The following is a 22,447-nucleotide window of genomic DNA, read 5'->3' as shown; positions in this document are numbered from 1 at the left end:
ACGTTTCGGTCGGCGGAACGCATTCCGCGCATTCGGAAACCGCGCCGCGAAGGGAGTGCGCCGTGCGGGGCCCGCGCCGGTCGCGGGCGGCCTGCCCGCGCGGCTGCGCCGGGGCCGGGACGGGCTGCGGCAGTGGGCCCTCCCCGGCAGCACCTACCCTTGTTCCATGACCAGCAGCAGCGACCGGAGCACGGCAGTGGACGTCAAGGGAACATACGAGGTGCGCACCTACGGGTGCCAGATGAACGTGCACGACTCCGAGCGACTCTCCGGACTGCTGGAAGAGGCGGGCTACACCCGGGCCCCGGAGGGCTCGGACGGCGACGCCGACGTCGTGGTGTTCAACACCTGCGCCGTCCGGGAGAACGCCGACAACAAGCTCTACGGCAACCTCGGCCGGCTCGCCCCGATGAAGACCAAGCGCCCCGGCATGCAGATCGCCGTCGGCGGCTGCCTGGCGCAGAAGGACCGCGACACGATCGTCAAGAAGGCCCCGTGGGTCGACGTCGTCTTCGGCACCCACAACATCGGCAAGCTGCCCGTCCTCCTGGAGCGCGCCCGCATCCAGGAAGAGGCGCAGATCGAGATCGCCGAGTCGCTGGAGGCCTTCCCCTCCACGCTGCCGACCCGCCGCGAGTCCGCCTACGCCGCCTGGGTCTCGATCTCCGTCGGCTGCAACAACACCTGCACCTTCTGCATCGTCCCGGCCCTGCGCGGCAAGGAAGAGGACCGCCGCCCCGGTGACATCCTCGCCGAGATCGAGGCCCTGGTCGGCGAGGGCGTCTCCGAGATCACCCTGCTCGGCCAGAACGTCAACGCCTACGGATCCGACCTGGGCGACCGCGAGGCCTTCTCCAAGCTGCTGCGCGCCTGCGGGCAGATCGAGGGCCTGGAGCGGGTCCGCTTCACCTCCCCGCACCCGCGCGACTTCACGGACGACGTGATCGCGGCCATGGCCGAGACCCCGAACGTCATGCCGCAACTGCACATGCCGCTGCAGTCCGGCTCGGACCGGGTGCTGAAGGCGATGCGCCGCTCGTACCGCCAGGAGCGCTTCCTCGGCATCATCGAGAAGGTCCGCGCCGCCATCCCGCACGCCGCGATCTCCACCGACATCATCGTCGGCTTCCCCGGCGAGACCGAGGAGGACTTCGAGCAGACCATGCACACGGTCCGCGAGGCGCGCTTCGCCAGCGCCTTCACCTTCCAGTACTCCAAGCGCCCCGGAACCCCGGCCGCCGACATGGAGGGACAGATCCCCAAGGAGGTCGTCCAGGATCGCTACATGCGCCTGGTGGCCCTCCAGGAGGAGATCTCCTGGGAGGAGAACAAGAAGCAGGTCGGCCGCACCCTGGAGGTCATGGTCGCGGAGGGCGAGGGCCGCAAGGACGGCGCCACGCACCGCCTGTCCGGCCGCGCCCCCGACAACCGCCTGGTCCACTTCACGAAGCCCGACGAGGACGTCCGCCCCGGCGACGTCGTCACCGTGGAGATCACCTACGCGGCCCCGCACCACCTCCTCGCCGAGGGCCCCACTCAGTCCGTGCGGCGCACCCGCGCCGGCGACGCCTGGGAGAAGCGCAACGCCGCCCCGGCGCAGCCGCAGGGCGTCATGCTCGGCATCCCCACGCTGGGCGTCCCCGCCCCGCTGCCGGCGTCGACCCCGTCCTGCGGCGTCACCGGCTGAGCCCGTCTGCGGCGACAGCCGCCTGCAGCCGCCCCGCCCGGCAGTGGCGGGGCGCTGCCGACGGCTGGTGCCGCGCCGGACGTCGCGGGGTGGTGAACCTTTCCGGTCACAGCACTAGGCTGCGGATCATGCTCGTAGCCGCCGCCGTCTGCCCCGCCCCGCCGCTCCTCGTGCCCGAGGTCGCCGCGGGGGCCGCCGCCGAACTCGGCGACGCCCGCACCGCCTGTTCCGACGCCCTCGCGGTGCTCGCCGCTTCCCGCCCCGACCTGCTGGTCGTCGTGGGCGCCGCCGAGGAAGCGGAAGCCGGGGCATACCGGCAGGGTGCCCGCGGCAGCTTCCGGCGCTTCGGCGTCGGGGTCGACGTACGCCTCGGAGACGGGGGGCGGGACGGCGCTGCGGGTGCGCGGCAACTGCCACCGGCCCTGGCCGTCGGGGCCTGGCTCCTCGACCACGCACGCTGGGGCGCCGCACCCCTGGAAGCGCTCGCCGTGCCCGAGGCCCTCGACACCGCCAGCTGCCTCGACGCGGGCCGTGAACTCGCCGCGCGCGCCGACCGCGTCGCCCTCCTCGTCATGGGCGACGGCAGCGCCTGCCGGACCGTGAAGGCCCCCGGCTACCTGGACGAGCGCGCCGCCCCCTTCGACGCCTGCGCCGCGCGCGCCCTCGCCGACGCCGACACCGCCGCGCTCGCCGCCCTCGACGCCGGCCTCGCCCGTGAACTCCAGGCCGCCGGCCGGGCCCCCTGGCAGGTGCTGGCCGGCGCGGCCGAGGGCGCGGGCCTGGGCGGGCGACTGCTGTACGAGGACGCCCCGTACGGCGTCGGCTACTTCGTCGCCACCTGGTCCTAGCGGGCGCACCCGGCGGCGGGTGCGGGACAGGGGCGCCTCGGCCCGCGCCCCTCACCGGCACCGCGGTCAGGAGGCGGGCGGCGGCGTATGCCCGCCGGGGGCGTCCTTGTGCGCGATCTTGCCCAGGGCTTCCTTCGCCTTGCCCGTCCCGGACGCGAGCTTGTCGCTGTACTTGCCGTGCGTCTTCGAGTCCACGGCCTTCGCGACCTTGTCCAGACCCTCGCCGATCCTGCCCTCGTTCTTGTGGGCGAGGTCGCCGACCTTCTCCTTCGCCGGAGCGAGCTTGGCCTTCAGTGTGTCCAGCAGGCCCATGGATCACCTTCCCGTGGCGGTTGAAAAACCGGTCAAACACCCCCATCTTCATTTCTTCCAACGCTACTCGTGCGGGTGAAGTTCCGCCCGGACCGGCCGCGATCGGGTGGGAGCCGGACGGTTTGCGAGACTGGGGCGGTGAGCAAAGCAGCCCCCACCCCGCCGGTCATCGCCGTCGTCGGCCCCACCGCGGCCGGAAAGTCCGACCTGGGCGTGGCCCTGGCCCGCCATTTCGACGGCGAAGTGATCAACGCCGACTCCATGCAGCTCTACCGCGGGATGGACATCGGCACCGCCAAACTGACGGAAGAAGAGCGCGGCGGGGTTCCGCACCACCTCCTGGACATCTGGGACGTGACCGAGACGGCCAGCGTCGCCGAGTACCAGCGCCTGGCCCGCGCCGAGATCGACGAGCTGCTCGCGCAGGGCCGCACCCCCGTCCTCGTCGGCGGATCCGGGCTGTACGTCCGCGGCGCCCTCGACGCCATGGAGTTCCCCGGCACCGATCCCGACGTCCGCGCCCGGCTGGAGGAGGAGCTCGCCGAGCGCGGCCCCGGCGTCCTGCACGCCCGGCTCGCCGCCGCCGACCCGGCCGCGGCGCAGGCGATCCTGCCGAGCAACGGCCGCCGCATCGTCCGCGCCCTGGAGGTCATCGAGATCACCGGGAAGCCGTTCACCGCCAACCTGCCCGGCCACGAGTCCGTGTACGACACCGTCCAGATCGGCGTCGACGTGGCCCGCCCGGAGCTCGACGAGCGGATCGCGCGGCGCGTGGACCGGATGTGGGAGGACGGGCTCGTCGACGAGGTCCGGACCCTGGAGGCCCGCGGCCTTCGCGAGGGGATCACCGCCTCCAGGGCGCTGGGCTACCAGCAGGTGCTGGCCGCCCTGGCCGGGGAGTGCACCGAGGACGAGGCGAGGGCCGAGACGGTCCGGGCCACCAAGCGGTTCGCCCGCCGCCAGGACTCCTGGTTCCGCCGGGACCCCCGTGTCCACTGGCTCAGCGGAGCCGCCGCGGACCGCAGGGAACTCCCCGGACTCGCGCAGTCGTTGGTCGAACGAGCGGTTACAGCCTGATCACGTGATGGCATCGGGACGCCCCGCGCGCGCGTTCGGGGCCCCGGGCCGTGCCATCATCAAATTCCGCGGGTGTGGTCACCGGCGGTGAACGGCAACGTGCGAAGTCCGAGTGGGGAGGGCGCGTGGCGATGGAGGCCGGCCCTCGTGACACCGGGCGGGACGGGACGCGGGGGACGACGGACCCCGCGGTCCTCGGCGATCCCGCCGTCCCCGAAGAGCTCGGGCTGCCCGCCGACCCTGCCCGGCTGACCTCCGACGGCCCTGACGTCTCCGGCTCCGCCGAGGGCGAGGACCCCGGCGGCCCCGAGTTCGAGGTCGAGCTGCGCCCGCAGCGTCGGCTGCGGATCTGGCAGATCGCCCCGATCGTGATGCTGGCCGCCGCGGGCTCGCTGATGTTCGCCTTCCCCCTTGCCTTCGAGTTCGGCGACGGCGGAGCCGTGGTCGCCATGCTCGGCTTCCTGATCAGCTGCTGCGCGGCCGGCTGGGGCATGATGGCCGCCCGCCGCGTCGGCTACACCTGGCCCGGTCTCCCGCCCCGGGGCAGCGGCCGCCGCCCCGACTGGCGCATGGCCGCGCTGTACGCCCTGGTCGTGCTGGCCGTCGTAGGCCTCGCGGTCTACCGGGTGGCCCGGCTCCGGTAGCGCCCGGCTCCCGTGGCACCCGAGCGGCGTGTGGCGGCCCTGCCCGGCGGCCCGTAGGAAACCCCCTCGGTACGATGGGCACGTGACGCAGACCAGCCTCTCCTTCCTCAAGGGCCACGGCACCGAGAACGACTTCGTGATCGTCCCGGACCCGGACAACACCGTCGACCTGTCCGCCGCCGCCGTCGTGAAGCTGTGCGACCGGCGCGCCGGGATCGGCGCGGACGGAGTGCTGCACGTCGTCCGTTCCGCCGCCCACCCCGAGGCCGCGCACCTGGCCGACGAGGCCGAGTGGTTCATGGACTACCGCAACAGCGACGGCTCCGTCGCCGAGATGTGCGGCAACGGCGTCCGCGTCTTCGCCCGCTACCTGCAGTACGCCGGGCACGTCGAACCCGGCGACCTCGCCGTCGCCACCCGCGGCGGCATCAAGCAGGTGCACCTCGACAAGAGCGGCGACGTCACGGTCTCCATGGGCCGCGCCGCCCTTCCGGAGGAGCAGGTCACCGTCGTCGTCGGCGAGCGCGCCTGGCCCGCCCGCAACGTGAACATGGGCAACCCGCACGCCGTCGCCTTCGTCGACAGCCTCGACCACGCCGGAAGGCTGCTGGACCCGCCCCGGTACAGCCCCGCCGAGGTCTACCCGGCCGGCGTCAACGTCGAGTTCGTCATCGACCGCGGCCCCCGGCACGTCGCCATGCGCGTCCACGAGCGCGGCTCCGGCGAGACCCGCTCCTGCGGCACCGGCGCCTGCGCCGTCGCCGTGGCCGCCATCCGCCGCGACGGCGCCGACCCGGCCGTCACCGGGCAGCCCGTCACCTACACCGTGGACCTCCTCGGCGGCACCCTCCTGATCACCGAGCACCCCGACGGCCGGATCGACATGACCGGACCGGCCGTGATCGTGGCGGCGGGGGAGCTGGACCCCGCCTGGCTGACCGAAACGGTCTTCGCCTGAAGATTCCCTCTCATGGGTGATCCGTTTCACGCTCAGCGAGAGGCGGACTGCGCCACGTGGTGGGGCCGGTAGCATCAGACACCGGCCCTGAGGGCTCACCCCATGCCCACCGCAGCCGGTCGAAGCCGCCGGAGGTGCCCATGAGTGCAGAGGCCACGAACCCCGAAGCACGTCCCGAAGCGCGCCCCGAGCTCCGCAGACGGGGCCGGACCCGCATTGACCTGCGCCGACTCGGGCGCGCTGCCCTCCTCGGGCCAACGCCCCGGGACCGGCTGCCCGACGCCATCGGCCATGTGGCCGAGGCGCACCGCGCCCACCATCCCACCGCGGACCTGTCCGTCCTGCGCCGCGCGTACGTGCTCGCGGAGTCCTCGCACCGCGGCCAGATGCGCAAGAGCGGTGAGCCGTACATCACACACCCGCTCGCCGTCACCCTGATCCTCGCCGAACTCGGCGCCGAGACCACCACGTTGACGGCCTCCCTGCTCCACGACACCGTCGAGGACACCGACGTGACCCTCGATCAGGTCCGCGCCGAGTTCGGGGACGAGGTGTGCTTCATCGTCGACGGCGTCACCAAGGTCGAGAAGATCGACTACGGGGCGGCCGCCGAGCCCGAGACCTTCCGCAAGATGCTCGTCGCCACCGGCAACGACGTCCGCGTCATGTCCATCAAACTCGCCGACCGGCTGCACAACATGCGCACCCTCGGCGTGATGCGCCCCGAGAAACAGGCCCGCATCGCCAAGGTCACCCGGGACGTGCTCATCCCGCTCGCCGAACGGCTCGGCGTACAGGCCCTGAAGACCGAACTGGAAGACCTCGTCTTCGCGATCCTGCACCCCGAGGAGTACGAGCGCACCCGCGCCCTCATCGCGGCCCACGCCGGCGAGGCCGACCCGCTGCCCGGCATCGCCGAGTCCGTACGGGCCGTCCTGCGCGACGCGGGCATCGCCGCCGAGGTCCAGGTGCGGCCCCGACACTTCGTATCCGTCCACCGCGTCGCCCTCAAACGCGGCGAGCTGCGCGGCTCCGACTTCGGCCGCATCCTCGTCCTCGTCGGCGAGAACGCCGACTGCTACGGGGTGCTGGGGGAACTGCACACCTGCTTCACCCCGGTCATCTCGGAGTTCAAGGACTTCATCGCCGCCCCGAAGTTCAACCTCTACCAGTCCCTGCACACCGCCGTCGCCACCCCCGACGGGTACGTCGCCGAGGTCATCGTCCGCACCCGCCAGATGCACCGCGTCGCCGAAGCCGGGGTGATCGCACTCGGCAACCCGTACGCCACCGCCACCACCACCGCCGCGGCCGCAGTGGACGGCGGTGACGGCGACGAGGAACGCGTCGACCCCACCCGGCCCGGCTGGCTGGCGCGGCTGCTCGACTGGCAGCGCTCCGCCCCCGACCCCGACGCCTTCTGGAGCGGGCTGCGCGCCGAACTCGCCCAGGACCGGGAGATCACTGTCTTCCGCGCCGACGGCGGCACGCTCGGCCTGCCCGCCGGCGCCACCTGTATCGACGCCGCCTACGCCCAGTACGGGGAGACCGCCCACGGCTGTATCGGCGCCCGGGTCAACGGGCGCCTCGCCTCCCTGGGCACCCGGCTGTCCGACGGTGACACCGTGCAGCTGCTCCTCGCCCAGGACGCCTCCTCCGGTCCCGCCGCCGAATGGCTGGGACACGCCAAGACCCAGGCCGCCCGGATCGCCATCGGCAGCTGGCTCCGGGACCACCCCGACGGGGACACCCCCGCCCCCACCCCCGCCCGGGCCCCGCTGTCGGTGGTCGGGGTCCGGGGCGGCGGCGGCAACGCGGTGGCCGACCTGCCCGACGCCCCCGTGCGGCTCGCCGGCTGCTGCACGCCCGTGCCGCCCGACGAGATCGCCGGGTTCGTCGTCCGGGGCGGGGCCGTCACCGTCCACCGCGTCGAGTGCGCCTCCGTGGCCCAGATGCGCTCGCTGGGCCGCACCTCGGTCGCCGTGCACTGGCGGGCCACCGCGGACTGCCGGGTCACCCTGACCGCGGAATCGTTCGGCCGCCCGCACCTGCTGGCCGACCTGACCGAGGCCATCGCCCGACAAGGGGTCGAGGTCGTCTCGGCGACCGTGGAACCGCCCGTCGAGCAGCGGGTCCGGCACACCTACACCCTCCAGCTGCCGGACGCGTGCGTGCTGCCGGCGTTGATGCGGGCGATGCGGGACGTGCCGGGGGTCTACGACGTGGCCCGGGCGTAGGGCGGAGCCGGGAGCCGGGAGCCGGGAGCCGGGAGGCGGGGCCGGAATCGGAGCCGGAGTCGGCGCAGCGCGGGCCCGGCGAGTGACGGGGCGCGACCGCCGGGCGGGGGAGTCCGCCGCACGGCGGCCGGGCCGGGGCCGGAAGGCCCCGTTCGGGTGGACCCGTCGCGCGCCGTACCCGGGCGGGCGGCGCGCGCTGGTATGCGGTGGGGGATGCAGCTCACCTCCCCGCGCCTGCGCGCCGCCCTGCTCGCCGCGGCCTCCCTCACCCTCACCGCCGCCGCGCTGCCCCCGCCGCCGCTGGGCATCGGCGACGTGCTCTTCCCCCAGCTGGGCAACCCCGGGTACGACGTCCTCGCGTACGACCTGTCCCTCACCTACCGGGACAACACGACCCCCCTCGACGCGGTCACGACGATCGACGCCCGCGCCCAGGCGCCGCTGGAGCGGATCAACCTCGACTTCACCCACGGCACGGTCGCCTCCGCCGAGGTCAACGGGCAGCCGGCACGCTTCGAGAGCGCCGGGGAGGACCTCGTGCTCACCCCCGCCTCCCCGGTGGTCCCGGGCATCCCGCTGCACATCACCGTCAGGCACACCAGCGACCCGCGCGGCATCGCCGACGGCGGCTGGGTGCCCACCGAGGACGGCCTCGCCATGGCCAACCAGGCCGACGCCGCCCACCGCGTCTTCCCCTGCAACGACCACCCCGCCGACAAGGCGTACTTCACCTTCCGGATCACCACCCCGGCCGGGCTCACGGCCGTCGCCAACGGCCTGCAGGGCGCTCTCCCGGCCCGCAGCGCGACGGGCGGGACCACGTGGACGTACCGGACCCTGCACCCCATGGCCACCGAGCTCGCCCAGGTGTCCATCGGCGACTCGGCCGTCGTCGAGCGCACCGGGCCGCACGGACTGCCCCTGCGGGACGTCGTCCCCGCCGCCGACCGAGAACGACTCGAACCCTGGCTGAAGAAGACTCCGGGACACGTCGAGTGGATGGAGAAGCGCGTCGGCCGCTACCCCTTCGAGACGTACGGGGTGTTGATCGCCAAGGCCCGGACCGGCTTCGAGCTGGAGACGCAGACCCTCTCCCTCTTCGAGAGCGGCATCTTCTCCGGCGAGGGCTACCCCGAGTGGTACGTGGAGGCCGTCATGGTCCACGAGCTCGCCCACCAGTGGTTCGGCAACAGCGTCACCCCGCGCACCTGGTCCGACCTCTGGCTCAACGAGGGACACGCCACCTGGTACGAGGCCCTGTACGCCGACGGCCTCGGCACGTACTCCCTGGAGCGGCGCATGCGCGAGGCGTACCAGCGCTCTGACCAGTGGCGCGCGGCCGGCGGGCCCCCGGCGGCGCCCAAGCCGGCCGCCCCCGGCGAGAAGATCGGACTCTTCCGGCCCGCTGTCTACGACGGGGCCGCCCTGATCCTCTACGCGCTGCGGCAGGAGATGGGCGCGGCCGCCTTCGAGCGGCTGGAGCGGCGTTGGGTCACCGAGCACCGGGACTCCGTCGCGGGCACGCAGGACTTCGTCCGCATGGCCTCCGAGGTGGCCGGACGGGACCTGAAGGCCTTCCTGGAGCCCTGGCTGTACGGAAAGACGACGCCGGCGATGCCCGGCCATCCGGAATGGAGCGGACCGAAAAGCGTGTGACCCGGCAGGAGCGGGCATGTCACCATCGACAGGGCCGCCCGCCGGAGGGAATCTTCCGGTGACGCGACCCGTTGACCGTGACAGTACTGTGTGTCGCGTCGCGCGTGGCATGCACGGTCAGCGGAGCTGCGGCCAGGAGTGATGCCCCGGCCGTGCACCGCAGGCCGAAGGCCATCCGATGCGGGCCGAACCGACACCGACGTAAGGATCCCATGACCTCCTCTTCTTCCCCTTCCCAGGACGCGCGGGACGCACAGGACGACGTGCGCGCCTCGCAGAGCTTCACCGAGGGCCTCCGGGCCGACGCCCTGATGGAAGAGGACGTCGCCTGGAGCCACGAGATCGACGGAGAGCGCGACGGCGACCAGTTCGACCGCTCGGAGCGCGCCGCACTGCGCCGTGTCGCCGGTCTCTCCACCGAGCTCGAAGACGTCACCGAGGTCGAGTACCGACAGCTGCGCCTCGAACGCGTCGTGCTCGTCGGCGTGTGGACCTCCGGCACCGTGCAGGACGCAGAGAACTCCCTCGCGGAGCTCGCCGCCCTCGCCGAGACCGCCGGCGCCCTCGTCCTCGACGGCGTGATGCAGCGCCGCGACAAGCCGGACCCGGCCACCTTCATCGGCTCGGGCAAGGCCCAGGAGCTGCGCGACATCGTCCTCGAGAGCGGTGCCGACACCGTCGTCTGCGACGGTGAGCTCAGCCCCGGCCAGCTCATCGCCCTCGAAGACGTCGTCAAGGTCAAGGTCGTCGACCGCACGGCCCTGATCCTCGACATCTTCGCCCAGCACGCCAAGTCCCGAGAGGGCAAGGCGCAGGTCGCCCTCGCGCAGATGCAGTACATGCTTCCGCGCCTGCGCGGCTGGGGCCAGTCGCTGTCCCGGCAGATGGGCGGCGGCGGCGGTGGCGGCATGGCCACCCGAGGCCCCGGTGAGACCAAGATCGAGACCGACCGGCGCCGGATCCGCGAGAAGATGGCGAAGATGCGCCGGGAGATCGCGGAGATGAAGACCGGCCGCGACATCAAGCGGCAGGAGCGGCGCCGCAACAAGGTTCCCTCCGTCGCCATCGCCGGCTACACCAACGCCGGCAAGTCCTCGCTGCTCAACCGCCTCACCGGCGCGGGCGTGCTCGTGGAGAACGCCCTGTTCGCCACCCTCGACCCGACCGTGCGCCGGGCCGAGACGCCGAGCGGCCGGGTCTACACCCTGGCCGACACGGTCGGCTTCGTCCGGCACCTGCCCCACCACCTGGTCGAGGCGTTCCGCTCCACGATGGAGGAGGTCGGCGACTCCGACCTCATCCTCCACATCGTGGACGGCTCGCACCCGGCTCCGGAGGAGCAGCTGGCGGCCGTACGCGAGGTCATCCGCGAGGTCGGCGCGGTCGACGTGCCCGAGATCGTGGTGATCAACAAGGCCGACGCCGCGGACCCGCTGGTCCTCCAGCGACTGCTGCGCATCGAGCGGCACTCCATCGCCGTCTCGGCCCGCACCGGGCAGGGCATCGAGGAGCTCCTGCGGCTCATCGACGCCGAACTGCCGCGGCCCTCGGTCGAGGTGGAGGCCCTGGTGCCGTACACGCACGGCTCGCTGATCGCCAAGGCGCACGCCGAGGGCGAGGTGATCTCCGAGGAGCACACCCCGGAGGGCACCCTCGTGAAGGTCCGCGTCCACGAGCAGCTGGCGGCGGAGCTGTCCCCGTTCGTCCCCGCGAGCCGGTGACCTGCGCGCACCCGCGCTGACACCGGAGCACACAGTCGGCCCGGCACCGGAGCCGGACAAAGAGACCGGGGCCCCTGCACGATCGCCGTGCAGGGGCCCCGGTCGTCTCCGCGTCACGGGGACGCGCGGACTACTTGAACTTGGCGCTCACCGCGTCGAAGATCCCCTTGGCCTCGGGGCCGAGCCGCGGCCCGGCCAGCCAGCCCGCCTTCGCCGGGCCGATCGAGGTGTTCGAGATCAGCACCAGCTTGCCGTCGCTGCCCGTCGCCACCCAGCCGCCGCCGGAGGAGCCGCCCGTCATCGTGCAGCCGATGCGGTACATCACCGGGTCGTTCGCCTTCAGCGACAGCCGACCCGGCTTGTCCGTGCACTGGAAGGCCTTCTGCCCGTCGAAGGGGGCCGCCGCCGGGTAGCCCGTCGCCGTCATGCCCGCCACCTTCGGCACCGCCGGAGCGTTGAACTCCACCGGGAGCGCACCGCCGACCGTCTCCTCCAGAGACTTGCCGGTGCTCTTCTCCGGGGTCACGTGCAGCACCGCGAAGTCGTACGGGGCACCCGCACCGCCCGTCGGACCGCCCTGCGTGATCCACTGGTCCGAGGTCTGCGCCCAGTCGCTCCACCACACGCCGTACGGGGCCACCTCCTGCCGCGGCGCACCCTTGAGCTGCGCCGACGGCTTGCCCGCGTTGTTGTACGAGGGGACGAAGGCGATGTTGCGGTACCAACCGCCCGCCTTGCCCGCGTGCACGCAGTGGCCCGCCGTCCACACCATGTTGGACTTGCCCGGGTGGGCCGGGTCCTTGACCACGGTCGCCGAGCACACCATCGAGCCCTCGGGGCCGTCGAAGAAGACCTTGCCGGAGTACGGGACGCTCGAGTGGTACGGCGTGGCGGCCGGCTTCGCCGCGACGGGGGCCGGGGTCGGGTCGGTGACGCCCTGGTCCTTGCCCGCGTCCGGGTCGACGGCCGGCGGCTGCGGGGTCTTGCCGGCCTCGCGCATGCGGTCCGGGTCCCACAGGCCCTCGATGACCGGGTTGATGTAGTCGCCCGCCTCGCGCAGCCAGTCTTCCTTGTTCCAGTTCTTCCACTCACCTCCCCGCCACTTCTCCAGGTCGATGCCGTGCTGCTTGAGCTTTTCCTTGAGCTGGTCGGGGATCTTTATCCCGTCGGCTCCTGCCGGGACGCTCGCCGCCACGGTCGGCTTGGCGTCTCCGCCGGCCTCACCGTCGCCGGGTCCGCAGGCGGCGGCGGTCATCGCGAGTGCCGCCGCGCACAGAATCGCGGTGACCGGTCGGTTCGGTCGCATGTCGTCAATCCCCCTGGTGGTTCCGGGCGTGGGAGGCGGCCGCGGTGGGGTGCGGGCCGCCAAACGTGCAGCACCCCACTATGCCGCTGCTGTTGGGGACGGCACAGCCCGGGCCCGCGGTTCCCGAGCGGCGCAGCCCCAGGGCCGCCGCGCGGCGCCGCCCCAGTAAGGATCTTGGGCCCGCCCGTGTTCAGTCGCCGTCACCGTCGTTGGTACGTACGGGGGATGGGGCGCCGATCCCCTGTTCGAGGCGCAACCGGGAACAGCAGTCCGTGCGGGAGGTCCGACACTCGTGGCTTTGAGCGAGCATGGCGTGGCGTCGGCCACGCCGGCCGACCACCCGCCCGTGCCCTCCCGGCCGGGCACCGCCCCGGTGCAGGTCCCGGAACGCGGGGGAGCGGGGCGTCGTGGTGGCGGGGGCGGTGGTGGTGGCGCGGAGGCGGCCGAGGGCATCCTGCGACGCCAGGCAGTACGGGAGTCGGCCGCCCGGACGTACGCCCACTCCCTGCCGGTCGTCCCGGTCCGCGCCCGCGGCCTCACCATCGAGGGCGCCGACGGACGCCGCTACCTCGACTGCCTGTCCGGCGCGGGCAGTCTCGCCCTCGGCCACAACCACCCGGTGGTCCTCGAAGCCATCCGGGGCGTCCTCGACTCCGGTGCCCCGCTGCACGTGCCGGACCTGGCGACCCCGGTCAAGGACGCCTTCACCAGCGAGCTGTTCGCCACCCTCCCCGCCGAACTCGCCGCCGACGCCCGCATCCAGTTCTGCGGGCCCACCGCCGTGGACGCCGTCGAGGCCGCGCTCAAGCTGGTCCGCACCGCGACCGGACGCTCCGGGCTGCTCGCGTTCACCGGAGCCGACCACGGCACGACCCCCACGGCCCCCGACGCGCCGGTGACCCGGCTCCCTTACCCGCAGGACTTCCGCTGCCCGTTCGGCGTCGGAGGCGCCGAGGGGGCCCGGCTCGCCGCCCGCTGGACCGAGAGCCTGCTGGACGACCCCAAGGGCGGGGTCCCCGCCCCGGCCGGGATGATCGTCGAACCGGTGCAGGGCGAGGGCGGCGTCCTGCCGGCCCCGGACCCCTGGCTGCGCCGCATGCGCGAGATCACCGAGGCGCGGGGGATCCCGCTGATCGCGGACGAGGTGCACACCGGTGTCGGCCGGACCGGGGCCTTCTGGGGCGTCGACCACGCGGGGGTCGTCCCGGACGTGATGGTCATGTCCAAGGCGATCGGCGGCAGCCTTCCGCTCGCGGTGCTCGTGTACCGCTCCGGCCTGGACGTCTGGGCGCCCGGCGCCCACGCCGGGACCTTCCGAGGCAACCAGCTGGCCATGGCCGCCGGCACGGCCACCCTCGCCTTCGTACGCCGGAACGGTCTGGCCGAGCGCGCCGGGACCCTCGGCGCGCGGATGCTGACCGCCCTGCGCGGGCTGGCCGCCGACCACCCGTGCGTCGGGGACGTCCGCGGCCGCGGCCTGATGATCGGGGTCGAACTCGTCGACCCCGAAACCCGGGCCGCCGCCCCCGACTTCGCCGCGGCCGTCCGGCAGGAGTGCCTCAGGCGAGGCCTGATCGTCGACCTCGGCGGCCGCCACTCCGGCGTGGTGCGGCTCCTGCCACCGCTGACCCTCACCGACGAGCAGGCCGGAGCCGTCCTCGACCGCCTCGCCGACGCGATCCCCGCCGCCGCGTCCCGCCGCCCCCACTGACCCCGAAGGACCCCCGTGCCCGACCCCACCCCGGCTCCTCCGGAACCCACCGGATCCGATCCCGCCGCCGGCCAGCCGCCCACCACCCGACAGGCCGCACGAGACGCCGCCCCACCGCCGACTCCCATCCACCCCACCTCCACCGAAACCCGAGTCGAAGCCCGAACCGAAACCCCCGTCCTCTCCGGGCCCACCACCGCACACCCCGCCGCCCCCCGCTTCGCGGCCCGGCGGCTGCCGTTGCTCGCTGAAGCCGAGCTCCTCGACTCCCCGAACGGATGGGGCAGTGTCACCACGGCGGCGGGGGCCTTCCGCCTGGAATCCGTCCGCCTCGGCCGTGACCTGGAGCTGCTCACCCGGTGGATGAACGACCCCGAGGCCGCCGCCCACTGGGAGCTCGCCGGGCCCACCTCCGTCACTGCCACCCATTTGCGGGCCCAGCTCGACGGCGACGGAAGCAGCACCCCCTGCATCGGCTACCTCGACGATGTACCGATGAGCTACTGGGAGGTCTACCGGGCCGACCTCGCCCCCCTCGCCCGCCACTACCGGGCGCGCTCTCACGACACGGGTATCCACCTGCTCATCGGGGACGGCACGAACCGCGGCCGCGGTCTGGGCGCGACCCTCCTGCGCGCCGTCGCCAACTGGGTGCTCGACAACCGCCCCCGATGCACCCGCGTCATCGCCGAACCGGACGTGCGCAGCATCCCCTCCGTGTCGGCCTTCCTGGCCTCCGGTTTCCGCTGTTCCACCGAGATCGACCTCCCTGGGAAGCGCGCCGCCCTGATGATCCGGGAGCGGGCGCTGCGCAACCTCATCTAGCGGCGCCCTGGTGCTCCTCAACAGTCCTTTCACCCCGGAAAACTCTGCGCTGCGCAGCGAGGTTCCCGCGGTTCGGAGGTTCACCCGGGAGAGTGGGCAAGCCGCCCACCGGGGCCCCAGACCCCCACCCCCTCGTTCACCGCCTCGCCCTCTGCCCTCCCGGCCACCTCGCGAGCCCGCCGCCCCGGGGGGTCCCGCATGCCCTTGTATCGGCCATGCGTCCTCGCCGTGGCCGTCACTGTCGGTGGCGCCCCGTAGGCTGGTAGGTGCTATGACGAAGCCCTCCCTCACCGACCTGCTGCACGCCGCCGTCTCCGCCGTCGGCGGCACGGAGCGGCCCGGCCAGGTCGCCATGGCCGAAGCCGTCGCCGAAGCGATCGACGACAACACGCACCGGCTCATCCAGGCCGGCACCGGCACCGGCAAGTCCCTCGGCTATCTGGTGCCGGCCCTCGCGCACGGCGAGCGCGTGGTCGTCGCCACGGCCACCCTGGCGCTCCAGCGGCAGCTGGTCGAGCGCGATCTGCCGCGGACGGTGGAGGCGCTGCACCCGCAGCTGCGCCGCCGCCCGCAGTTCGCCATGCTCAAGGGCCGCTCCAACTACCTGTGCCTGCACCGGCTGCACGAGGGAGCGCCGCAGGACGAGGAGGAGGGCCTCTTCGACCAGTTCGAGGCCGCCGCCCCCACCAGCAAGCTCGGACAGGACCTGCTGCGCCTGCGCGACTGGGCCGACGAGACGGAGACGGGCGACCGCGACGACATGACGCCCGGCGTCTCCGACCGTGCGTGGAGCCAGGTCTCGGTCTCCTCCCGCGAGTGCCTCGGGGCGTCGAAGTGCGCCTACGGCGCCGAGTGCTTCGCCGAGGCCGCCCGCGAGCGGGCCAAGCTCGCCGACGTGGTCGTCACCAACCACGCGCTGCTCGCCATCGACGCGATCGAGGGCGCCCCCGTCCTGCCGCAGCACGAGGTGCTGATCGTGGACGAGGCCCACGAGCTGGTCTCCCGCGTGACCGGGGTCGCCACCGGCGAGCTCACTCCCGGCCAGGTCAACCGCGCCGTGAAGCGTGCCGCGAAGCTGGTCGACGAGAAGACCGCCGATTCCCTGCAGACCGCTTCGGAGACCTTCGAGCGGGTCATGGAGCTGGCCCTCCCCGGCCGGCTGGAGGAGATCCCGGAGGACCTCGGGTACGCGCTGACCGCCCTGCGGGACGCCGCGCGCAACGTGATCTCCGCGATCGGAGCGACCAGGGACAAGTCCGTCCACGACGAGGACGCGGTCCGCAAGCAGGCCCTCGCCTCCGTGGAGAACGTCCACGCGGTAGCAGAACGGATCATCGCCGGCTCCGAGTACGACGTCGTCTGGTACGAGCGCCACGACCGCTTCGGCGCCACCCTCCGCGTGGCCCCGATGTCGGTCTCCGGGTTGCTGCGCGAGAAGCTGTTCGAGGACCGCTCCGTGGTCCTGACCTCGGCGACGCTCAAGCTCGGCGGGGACTTCAACGGGGTCGCGGCCTCCCTCGGACTGTCCCCCGAGGGCGTCGAGGGCGACGACGCACCGGTCTGGAAGGGTCTGGACGTCGGCTCGCCGTTCGACTACCCGAAGCAGGGCATCCTCTATGTCGCCAAGCACCTGGCCACGCCCGGCCGTGAGGGCACCCGCGGCGACATGATGGACGAGCTGGCCGAGCTGATCGAGGCGGCCGGCGGCCGCACCCTCGGCCTGTTCTCCTCCATGCGCGGCGCCAAGGCGGCCGCCGAGGAGCTCCGAGGCCGGCTCGACCACCCGATCCTGCTGCAGGGAGAGGAAACCCTGGGCGAGCTGATCAAGACGTTCGCCGCCGACCCGAAGACCTGCCTGTTCGGGACGCTGTCCCTGTGGCAGGGCGTGGACGTGCCCGGCCCGAGCTGCCAGCTCGTGATCATGGACCGGATCCCGTTCCCGCGCCCCGACGATCCGCTGATGAGCGCTCGGCAGAAGTCGGTCGAGGAGCACGGGGGCAACGGGTTCATGGCGGTCGCCGCCACCCACGCGGCGCTGCTGATGGCCCAGGGCGCGGGTCGGCTCGTGCGGGCGTCCGGGGACCGGGGTATCGTCGCGGTCCTCGACCCCCGGCTGGCCACGGCCCGCTACGGCAGCTTCCTGAAGGCCTCGCTCCCGGACTTCTGGTACACCACGGACCGCAACCAGGTCCGCCGCTCCCTGGCAGCCATCGACGCGGCCGCCAAGGCGGACGGGAAGTAGGAGACGACCGCCCGACGGAGGGGGTGGCGACAGCAGCCGGACACGACGAAGCCGTCGGCACCCCACCCGACCCCGAAACAGAACTGAATCGGGCCGAGGACAAGGAGGTCGACGGCCGTGAGCTGGGCGGCTGCAAGCGCGGCACGTCCGCAGGCTCTGCGCCGGCAAGGGATACGAGACGGCTCCCGCCGAGGGGCTGCGAGACAGCTCCGGGAAAGGGATACGAAACAGCTCCGGGACCGGCGCAGTGAGTCCCGGAGCTGGACAGGGGCGCGGGCTCAGACCCGGCGCAGGACGGCGACGACCTTGCCGAGGATGGTGGCCTCGTCGCCGGGGATCGGCTGGTACGCCGCGTTGTGCGGGAGCAGCCAGACGTGGCCGTCCTCGCGCTTGAACCGCTTGACCGTGGCCTCGCCGTCGAGCATCGCGGCGACGATGTCGCCGTTCTCGGCGACCGGCTGGCGGCGGACGGTGACCCAGTCGCCGTCGCAGATGGCGGCTTCGATCATCGAGTCGCCGACGACCTTGAGGACGAACAGCTCGCCGTCACCGACGAGCTGTCGGGGGAGGGGGAACACGTCCTCCACCGACTCCTCGGCGAGGATCGGGCCGCCGGCCGCGATCCGTCCGACCAGGGGAACGTACGAGGCGGCGGGCTTGCCGGTGGTGTCGGTGGGCTGCGAGCTGGGCTGGTCGGAGGCGCGGACCTCGTACGCCCGGGGCCGGTGCGGGTCGCGGCGCAGGAACCCCTTGCGCTCCAGGGCCATCAGCTGGTGGGCGACGGACGAGGTGCTGGACAGGCCCACTGCCTGGCCGATCTCCCGCATCGACGGCGGGTAGCCCCGCCGCTGCACGGAGTCGCGGATGACTTCGATGACCCGCCGCTGCCGGTCCGTGAGCCCGGAGCTGTCGGCGCGGATGCCTGGAGGGCGCCCTGGCAGCGAGCGTGCGGGCCGGACGGACTCCGCCTCCGGGTTCAGGCTTGCTTCGTTCATGGCGTGCACCGGATCGAGTCGGCTCTGGGAGCGGTTCTGGGCAGTGATGGCGGCACTGTCTGCGGTCGTGGTCACGTCGGCGGCCCCTCTCGAAATGTTCTCCCTAGCTGGACAACGGTAGTAGCTTTCGAAAGGTTGCGCCAAACACACGTTCGAGTGAAAAATCGCAGATCGCCCGCCGTGACCACATCCGGAGGTGTATGGCAACTGTGCGGAGGGTGAGCGCTCCACCGAACGCGGGTTCGGTTCCGCGTCCGCTGTTCACGGTACCCTTCCCGCGCGGATCGGCGCCTTCCGGTCCCTGGCCAGTGTGGCACCGTGCACCTTTTCCACCCGGTCATCGGACCGCGACACGCGGTAGTGGCGTCAATCCGCCGCAACCCCATATCTAGTGGTTGGATGAGCCAGCTCACCCACAACTTGTGTTTCAGCGGGCTCGCGAGGCCTCCGGAATCGCATATGCTTGTGGCTGCTCCGCGAGCCCCCAGGGGGTGAGCCCCTGTCGTCCAGGGGTGGGCGGGGTGATTCAGTCGTGCCGAGAGGGAGGGTGAAGGATCCATGCACTGCCCCTTCTGCAGGCACCCCGACAGCCGCGTCGTCGACAGCCGCACCACCGACGACGGCACGTCGATCCGCAGACGCCGCCAGTGCCCGGACTGCTCCCGTCGCTTCACGACGGTGGAGACGGCCTCGCTGATGGTGATCAAGCGCAGCGGCGTCACCGAACCCTTCAGCCGTACCAAGGTCATCTCCGGCGTGCGCAAGGCGTGCCAGGGGCGGCCCGTCACCGAGGACGCCCTCGCCAAGCTCGGCCAGCGGGTCGAGGAAGCGGTGCGCGCCACCGGCAGCGCCGAGCTGACCACCCACGACGTGGGTCTGGCCATACTGGGCCCGCTCCAGGAGCTCGATCTGGTCGCGTACCTGCGGTTCGCGTCCGTGTACAAAGCGTTCGACACCCTTGAAGACTTCGAGACCGCCATCGCCGAACTGCGCGACCGGCGGCCTCGCTCCGATGAGTGCGAGTCCGCAGGGGCCGTCCCGGTCCCCGTGCCCGCCTCCGCCACCGACTGATCGGACGGCCGCGCGCCCGGCGCGGCCCGTCCGTTCGGCCTGGCGCCGTTCCCCGGCGGTAGCCGGGGGACTCCCGGTGTAGCCGGGAGCGAAGAAACGTAACAAGACACAGCACTGTGCCGCGGAATATCGCTGGCACTTTAGGGCGTTTTTGCCCGCATATGGGAGGCAGGCGGCATGACAGAGACGGCGAGCAGCTCGGCACGTGGTTCCCGCACCAAGGGGACCAAGGCGACCAAGGGCGGCCTGCGGATCGAGCGCATCCACACCACCCCGGGCGTGCACCCGTACGACGAGGTGAGCTGGGAGCTCCGTGACGTCGTCATGACCAACTGGCGCGACGGCTCGGTCAACTTCGAGCAGCGCGGCGTCGAGTTCCCCGACTTCTGGTCGGTGAACGCGGTCAACATCGTCACCAGCAAGTACTTCCGCGGCGCCGTCGGCACCCCGCAGCGCGAGACCGGCCTGAAGCAGCTCATCGACCGCATCGTCAAGACGTACACGAAGGCCGGCGAGGACTACGGCTACTTCGCGTCCCCCGCCGACGCGGAGATCTTCGAGCACGAGCTGACCTACGCCCTCCTGCACCAGATCTTCAGCTTCAACTCCCCCGTGTGGTTCAACGTCGGCACGCCCCAGCCGCAGCAGGTCTCCGCCTGCTTCATCCTGTCCGTCGACGACTCCATGGAGTCGATCCTCGACTGGTACAAGGAAGAGGGCATGATCTTCAAGGGCGGCTCCGGCGCCGGCCTGAACCTCTCCCGCATCCGCTCCTCCAAGGAGCTCCTCTCCTCCGGCGGCAACGCCTCCGGCCCGGTCTCCTTCATGCGCGGCGCCGACGCGTCCGCCGGAACGATCAAGTCGGGCGGTGCCACCCGCCGCGCGGCCAAGATGGTCGTCCTGGACGTGGACCACCCGGACGTCGAGGACTTCATCGCCACCAAGGTGAAGGAAGAGGAGAAGATCCGCGCCCTGCGCGACGCGGGCTTCGACATGGACCTGGGCGGCGACGACATCACGTCCGTCCAGTACCAGAACGCCAACAACTCCGTCCGCGTGAACGACGAGTTCATGGCGGCCGTCGAGAACGGCACCGAGTTCGGCCTGCGCGCCCGCATGACCGGCGAGGTCATCGAGAAGGTCGACGCCAAGGCGCTCTTCCGCAAGCTCGCCGAGGCGGCGTGGGCCTGTGCCGACCCGGGCATCCAGTACGACGGTGTGATCAACCGCTGGCACACCTGCCCCGAGTCCGGCCGCATCACCGCGTCGAACCCGTGCAGCGAGTACATGCACCTGGACAACACGTCCTGCAACCTCGCCTCGCTGAACCTGATGAAGTTCCTCGACGACGACGGCAAGGGCAACCAGTCCTTCGACGCCGCCCGCTTCGCCAAGGTCGTCGAGCTCGTCATCACCGCGATGGACATCTCCATCTGCTTCGCGGACTTCCCGACGCAGAAGATCGGCGAGAACACCCGCGCCTACCGCCAGCTCGGCATCGGCTACGCCAACCTCGGCGCCCTGCTGATGGCGACCGGCCACGCGTACGACTCGGACGGCGGCCGCACGCTCGCCGCCTCCATCACCTCGCTGATGACCGGCACCGCCTACAAGCGCTCCGCCGAGCTGGCCGCCATCGTCGGCCCGTACGACGGCTACGCCCGCAACGCCGACGCCCACAAGCGCGTCATGAAGCAGCACGCGGACGCCAACACCGCCGCGCCGCGCACCGAGGACCTCGACAACGCGATCTGGGCCGCGGCCACCGAGGCCTGGCAGGACGTCCTGCGCCTCGGCGAGAAGAACGGCTTCCGCAACTCGCAGGCCTCCGTCCTCGCGCCGACCGGCACCATCGGTCTCGCGATGTCCTGCGACACCACCGGTGTCGAGCCGGACCTGGCCCTGGTCAAGTTCAAGAAGCTCGTCGGCGGCGGCTCCATGCAGATCGTCAACGGCACCGTCCCGCAGGCCCTGCGCCGCCTGGGCTACCAGGAGGAGCAGATCGAGGCGATCGTCGCCCACATCGCCGAGCACGGCAACGTGATCGACGCCCCCGGTCTGAAGACCGAGCACTACGAGGTCTTCGACTGCGCCATGGGCGAGCGCGCCATCTCGCCGATGGGCCACGTCCGCATGATGGCCGCGATCCAGCCGTGGATCTCCGGCGCCATCTCCAAGACGGTCAACATGCCGGAGACGGCGACCGTCGAGGAGGTCGAGGAGATCTACTTCGAGGCCTGGAAGCTCGGCGTCAAGGCCCTCGCGATCTACCGCGACAACTGCAAGGTCGGCCAGCCCCTCTCCGCCAAGAAGAAGGAGCAGGAGAAGGCCGAGGTCACCGAGAAGGCCGAGGACACCATCCGCGCCGCGGTCGAGAAGGTCATCGAGTACCGCCCGGTCCGCAAGCGCCTGCCCAAGGGCCGCCCGGGCATCACCACCTCCTTCACGGTCGGTGGCGCCGAGGGCTACATGACCGCCAACTCCTACCCCGACGACGGCCTGGGCGAGGTCTTCCTGAAGATGTCCAAGCAGGGCTCCACCCTCGCGGGCATGATGGACGCCTTCTCCATCGCCGTCTCCGTCGGCCTCCAGTACGGCGTGCCGCTGGAGACCTACGTCTCGAAGTTCACCAACATGCGCTTCGAGCCCGCCGGCATGACGGACGACCCGGACGTGCGGATGGCACAGTCGATCGTCGACTACATCTTCCGCCGCCTGGCTCTCGACTTCCTGCCGTTCGAGACCCGCTCCGCCCTCGGCATCCACACCGCCGAGGAGCGCCAGCGCCACCTGGAGACCGGCTCGTACGAGCCCCTCGAGGAGGAGATCGACACGGAGTCCCTGGCCCAGTCCGCCCCGCTGGCGTCCGTCCCCGCGGCCCCGAAGGCGCAGGTCGTGACCGTCCCGGCGCCGAAGACGGCCCACTCCAGCGCCGAGCTGGTCGAGATGCAGCTCGGCGTCTCCGCCGACGCCCCGCTCTGCTTCTCCTGCGGTACGAAGATGCAGCGCGCAGGCTCCTGCTACATCTGCGAGGGCTGCGGCTCCACCAGCGGCTGCAGCTGATACCGGGCGGAACCGCGTCGGACGCACCATCCGACGTGATCCGCGCGGTTGGCTGACCAGCAGCTCACGAAGGGGACCGGCCTCAGGCCGGTCC

General features: G+C 72.1%; 16 protein-coding genes. 13 read left to right on the top strand and 3 right to left on the bottom strand.

Features of this window, described 5'->3' with window-relative positions:
* The first annotated feature begins 166 nt into the window (after nt 1–166).
* Entirely contained in the window at nt 167–1,687 is a 1,521-nt protein-coding gene (miaB, locus tag ACSHWO_RS09515; RefSeq protein WP_385844061.1) for a tRNA (N6-isopentenyl adenosine(37)-C2)-methylthiotransferase MiaB, read from the top strand.
* Between the two features lie 128 nt (nt 1,688–1,815).
* Nucleotides 1,816–2,535, top strand: a complete 720-nt coding sequence (locus ACSHWO_RS09510) for a hypothetical protein (RefSeq protein ID WP_438311141.1) — start codon at nt 1,816–1,818, stop codon at nt 2,533–2,535.
* 66 nt (nt 2,536–2,601) lie between these two features.
* Here ACSHWO_RS09510 and ACSHWO_RS09505 read toward each other — a convergent pair whose 3' ends face one another.
* Complete coding sequence (locus tag ACSHWO_RS09505; protein WP_385844051.1) at nt 2,602–2,847, bottom strand: antitoxin; 246 nt, start codon at nt 2,845–2,847, stop codon at nt 2,602–2,604.
* Nucleotides 2,848–2,985: 138 nt separating this feature from the next.
* On the opposite strand from ACSHWO_RS09505, the gene miaA reads away from it, so the two are divergent.
* The 6 genes from miaA to hflX all read left to right on the top strand — a co-directional run bounded on the left by miaA (nt 2,986) and on the right by hflX (nt 11,140).
* Nucleotides 2,986–3,924 (top strand): tRNA (adenosine(37)-N6)-dimethylallyltransferase MiaA, encoded by a 939-nt coding sequence (gene miaA / locus ACSHWO_RS09500; RefSeq protein ID WP_361093952.1) that lies wholly within the window; start codon nt 2,986–2,988, stop codon nt 3,922–3,924.
* Between the two features lie 131 nt (nt 3,925–4,055).
* Nucleotides 4,056–4,568, top strand: coding sequence for a hypothetical protein (locus tag ACSHWO_RS09495; protein ID WP_438319028.1), 513 nt, complete (start codon nt 4,056–4,058; stop codon nt 4,566–4,568).
* 82 nt (nt 4,569–4,650) lie between these two features.
* A complete protein-coding gene (gene dapF, locus ACSHWO_RS09490; protein ID WP_385844045.1) occupies nt 4,651–5,526 on the top strand; it encodes a diaminopimelate epimerase in 876 nt (291 codons plus the stop codon).
* A 140-nt stretch (nt 5,527–5,666) separates the two neighbouring features.
* Entirely contained in the window at nt 5,667–7,763 is a 2,097-nt protein-coding gene (locus ACSHWO_RS09485) for a RelA/SpoT family protein (RefSeq protein ID WP_438311138.1), read from the top strand.
* A gap of 213 nt (nt 7,764–7,976) precedes the next feature.
* Nucleotides 7,977–9,419: a M1 family metallopeptidase gene (locus ACSHWO_RS09480; RefSeq protein ID WP_438311136.1), complete on the top strand. Its 1,443-nt coding sequence runs from the start codon at nt 7,977–7,979 to the stop codon at nt 9,417–9,419.
* A gap of 212 nt (nt 9,420–9,631) precedes the next feature.
* Nucleotides 9,632–11,140, top strand: a complete 1,509-nt coding sequence (hflX, locus tag ACSHWO_RS09475; protein WP_361093940.1) for a GTPase HflX — start codon at nt 9,632–9,634, stop codon at nt 11,138–11,140.
* 130 nt (nt 11,141–11,270) lie between these two features.
* On the opposite strand, the gene ACSHWO_RS09470 is transcribed toward hflX, so the two are convergent.
* The gene (locus tag ACSHWO_RS09470) at nt 11,271–12,446 is read right to left on the bottom strand and encodes a trypsin-like serine peptidase (RefSeq protein ID WP_361093937.1); all 1,176 of its coding nucleotides are present in this window, start codon (nt 12,444–12,446) and stop codon (nt 11,271–11,273) included.
* Between the two features lie 451 nt (nt 12,447–12,897).
* Here ACSHWO_RS09470 and ACSHWO_RS09465 point away from each other — a divergent pair, with 451 nt between their 5' ends.
* From ACSHWO_RS09465 to ACSHWO_RS09455, 3 genes are all read left to right on the top strand, one after another.
* Nucleotides 12,898–14,157: a diaminobutyrate--2-oxoglutarate transaminase family protein gene (locus ACSHWO_RS09465; protein ID WP_438319026.1), complete on the top strand. Its 1,260-nt coding sequence runs from the start codon at nt 12,898–12,900 to the stop codon at nt 14,155–14,157.
* A 15-nt stretch (nt 14,158–14,172) separates the two neighbouring features.
* Nucleotides 14,173–14,982, top strand: coding sequence for a GNAT family N-acetyltransferase (locus tag ACSHWO_RS09460; protein WP_438311133.1), 810 nt, complete (start codon nt 14,173–14,175; stop codon nt 14,980–14,982).
* Nucleotides 14,983–15,253: 271 nt separating this feature from the next.
* Nucleotides 15,254–17,224 carry an ATP-dependent DNA helicase gene (locus ACSHWO_RS09455; protein ID WP_438311130.1) on the top strand — a complete coding sequence of 657 codons (1,971 nt, stop codon included), beginning with the start codon at nt 15,254–15,256 and terminating at the stop codon, nt 17,222–17,224.
* A gap of 278 nt (nt 17,225–17,502) precedes the next feature.
* On the opposite strand, the gene lexA is transcribed toward ACSHWO_RS09455, so the two are convergent.
* Complete coding sequence (gene lexA / locus ACSHWO_RS09450; protein WP_179174036.1) at nt 17,503–18,294, bottom strand: transcriptional repressor LexA; 792 nt, start codon at nt 18,292–18,294, stop codon at nt 17,503–17,505.
* A gap of 483 nt (nt 18,295–18,777) precedes the next feature.
* Here lexA and nrdR point away from each other — a divergent pair, with 483 nt between their 5' ends.
* Together nrdR and ACSHWO_RS09440 are read left to right on the top strand one after the other, a co-directional pair.
* Nucleotides 18,778–19,290 carry a transcriptional regulator NrdR gene (nrdR, locus tag ACSHWO_RS09445; protein ID WP_361093928.1) on the top strand — a complete coding sequence of 171 codons (513 nt, stop codon included), beginning with the start codon at nt 18,778–18,780 and terminating at the stop codon, nt 19,288–19,290.
* A 177-nt stretch (nt 19,291–19,467) separates the two neighbouring features.
* Entirely contained in the window at nt 19,468–22,353 is a 2,886-nt protein-coding gene (locus ACSHWO_RS09440; RefSeq protein WP_361093925.1) for a vitamin B12-dependent ribonucleotide reductase, read from the top strand.
* Nucleotides 22,354–22,447 lie beyond the last annotated feature (94 nt).

Origin of the sequence: Streptomyces pallidus (ex Mingjun et al. 2026), assembly GCF_051550185.1 — a bacterium.
GTDB lineage: Bacteria > Actinomycetota > Actinomycetes > Streptomycetales > Streptomycetaceae > Streptomyces.
The sequence above is the reverse complement of the archived record's forward strand: the minus strand, read 5'-3'. Positions and strand labels throughout refer to the sequence as shown.

Coding starts and splice junctions, on each gene's coding strand:
- ACSHWO_RS09455 (WP_438311130.1), top strand. CDS start 15,254: ATGACGAAGCCCTCCCTCACCGACCTGCTGCACGCCGCCGTCTCCGCC.
- ACSHWO_RS09440 (WP_361093925.1), top strand. CDS start 19,468: ATGACAGAGACGGCGAGCAGCTCGGCACGTGGTTCCCGCACCAAGGGG.
- ACSHWO_RS09505 (WP_385844051.1), bottom strand. CDS start 2,847: ATGGGCCTGCTGGACACACTGAAGGCCAAGCTCGCTCCGGCGAAGGAG.
- miaB (WP_385844061.1), top strand. CDS start 167: ATGACCAGCAGCAGCGACCGGAGCACGGCAGTGGACGTCAAGGGAACA.
- ACSHWO_RS09510 (WP_438311141.1), top strand. CDS start 1,816: ATGCTCGTAGCCGCCGCCGTCTGCCCCGCCCCGCCGCTCCTCGTGCCC.
- ACSHWO_RS09470 (WP_361093937.1), bottom strand. CDS start 12,446: ATGCGACCGAACCGACCGGTCACCGCGATTCTGTGCGCGGCGGCACTC.
- nrdR (WP_361093928.1), top strand. CDS start 18,778: ATGCACTGCCCCTTCTGCAGGCACCCCGACAGCCGCGTCGTCGACAGC.
- ACSHWO_RS09480 (WP_438311136.1), top strand. CDS start 7,977: ATGCAGCTCACCTCCCCGCGCCTGCGCGCCGCCCTGCTCGCCGCGGCC.
- ACSHWO_RS09495 (WP_438319028.1), top strand. CDS start 4,056: ATGGAGGCCGGCCCTCGTGACACCGGGCGGGACGGGACGCGGGGGACG.
- hflX (WP_361093940.1), top strand. CDS start 9,632: ATGACCTCCTCTTCTTCCCCTTCCCAGGACGCGCGGGACGCACAGGAC.
- ACSHWO_RS09485 (WP_438311138.1), top strand. CDS start 5,667: ATGAGTGCAGAGGCCACGAACCCCGAAGCACGTCCCGAAGCGCGCCCC.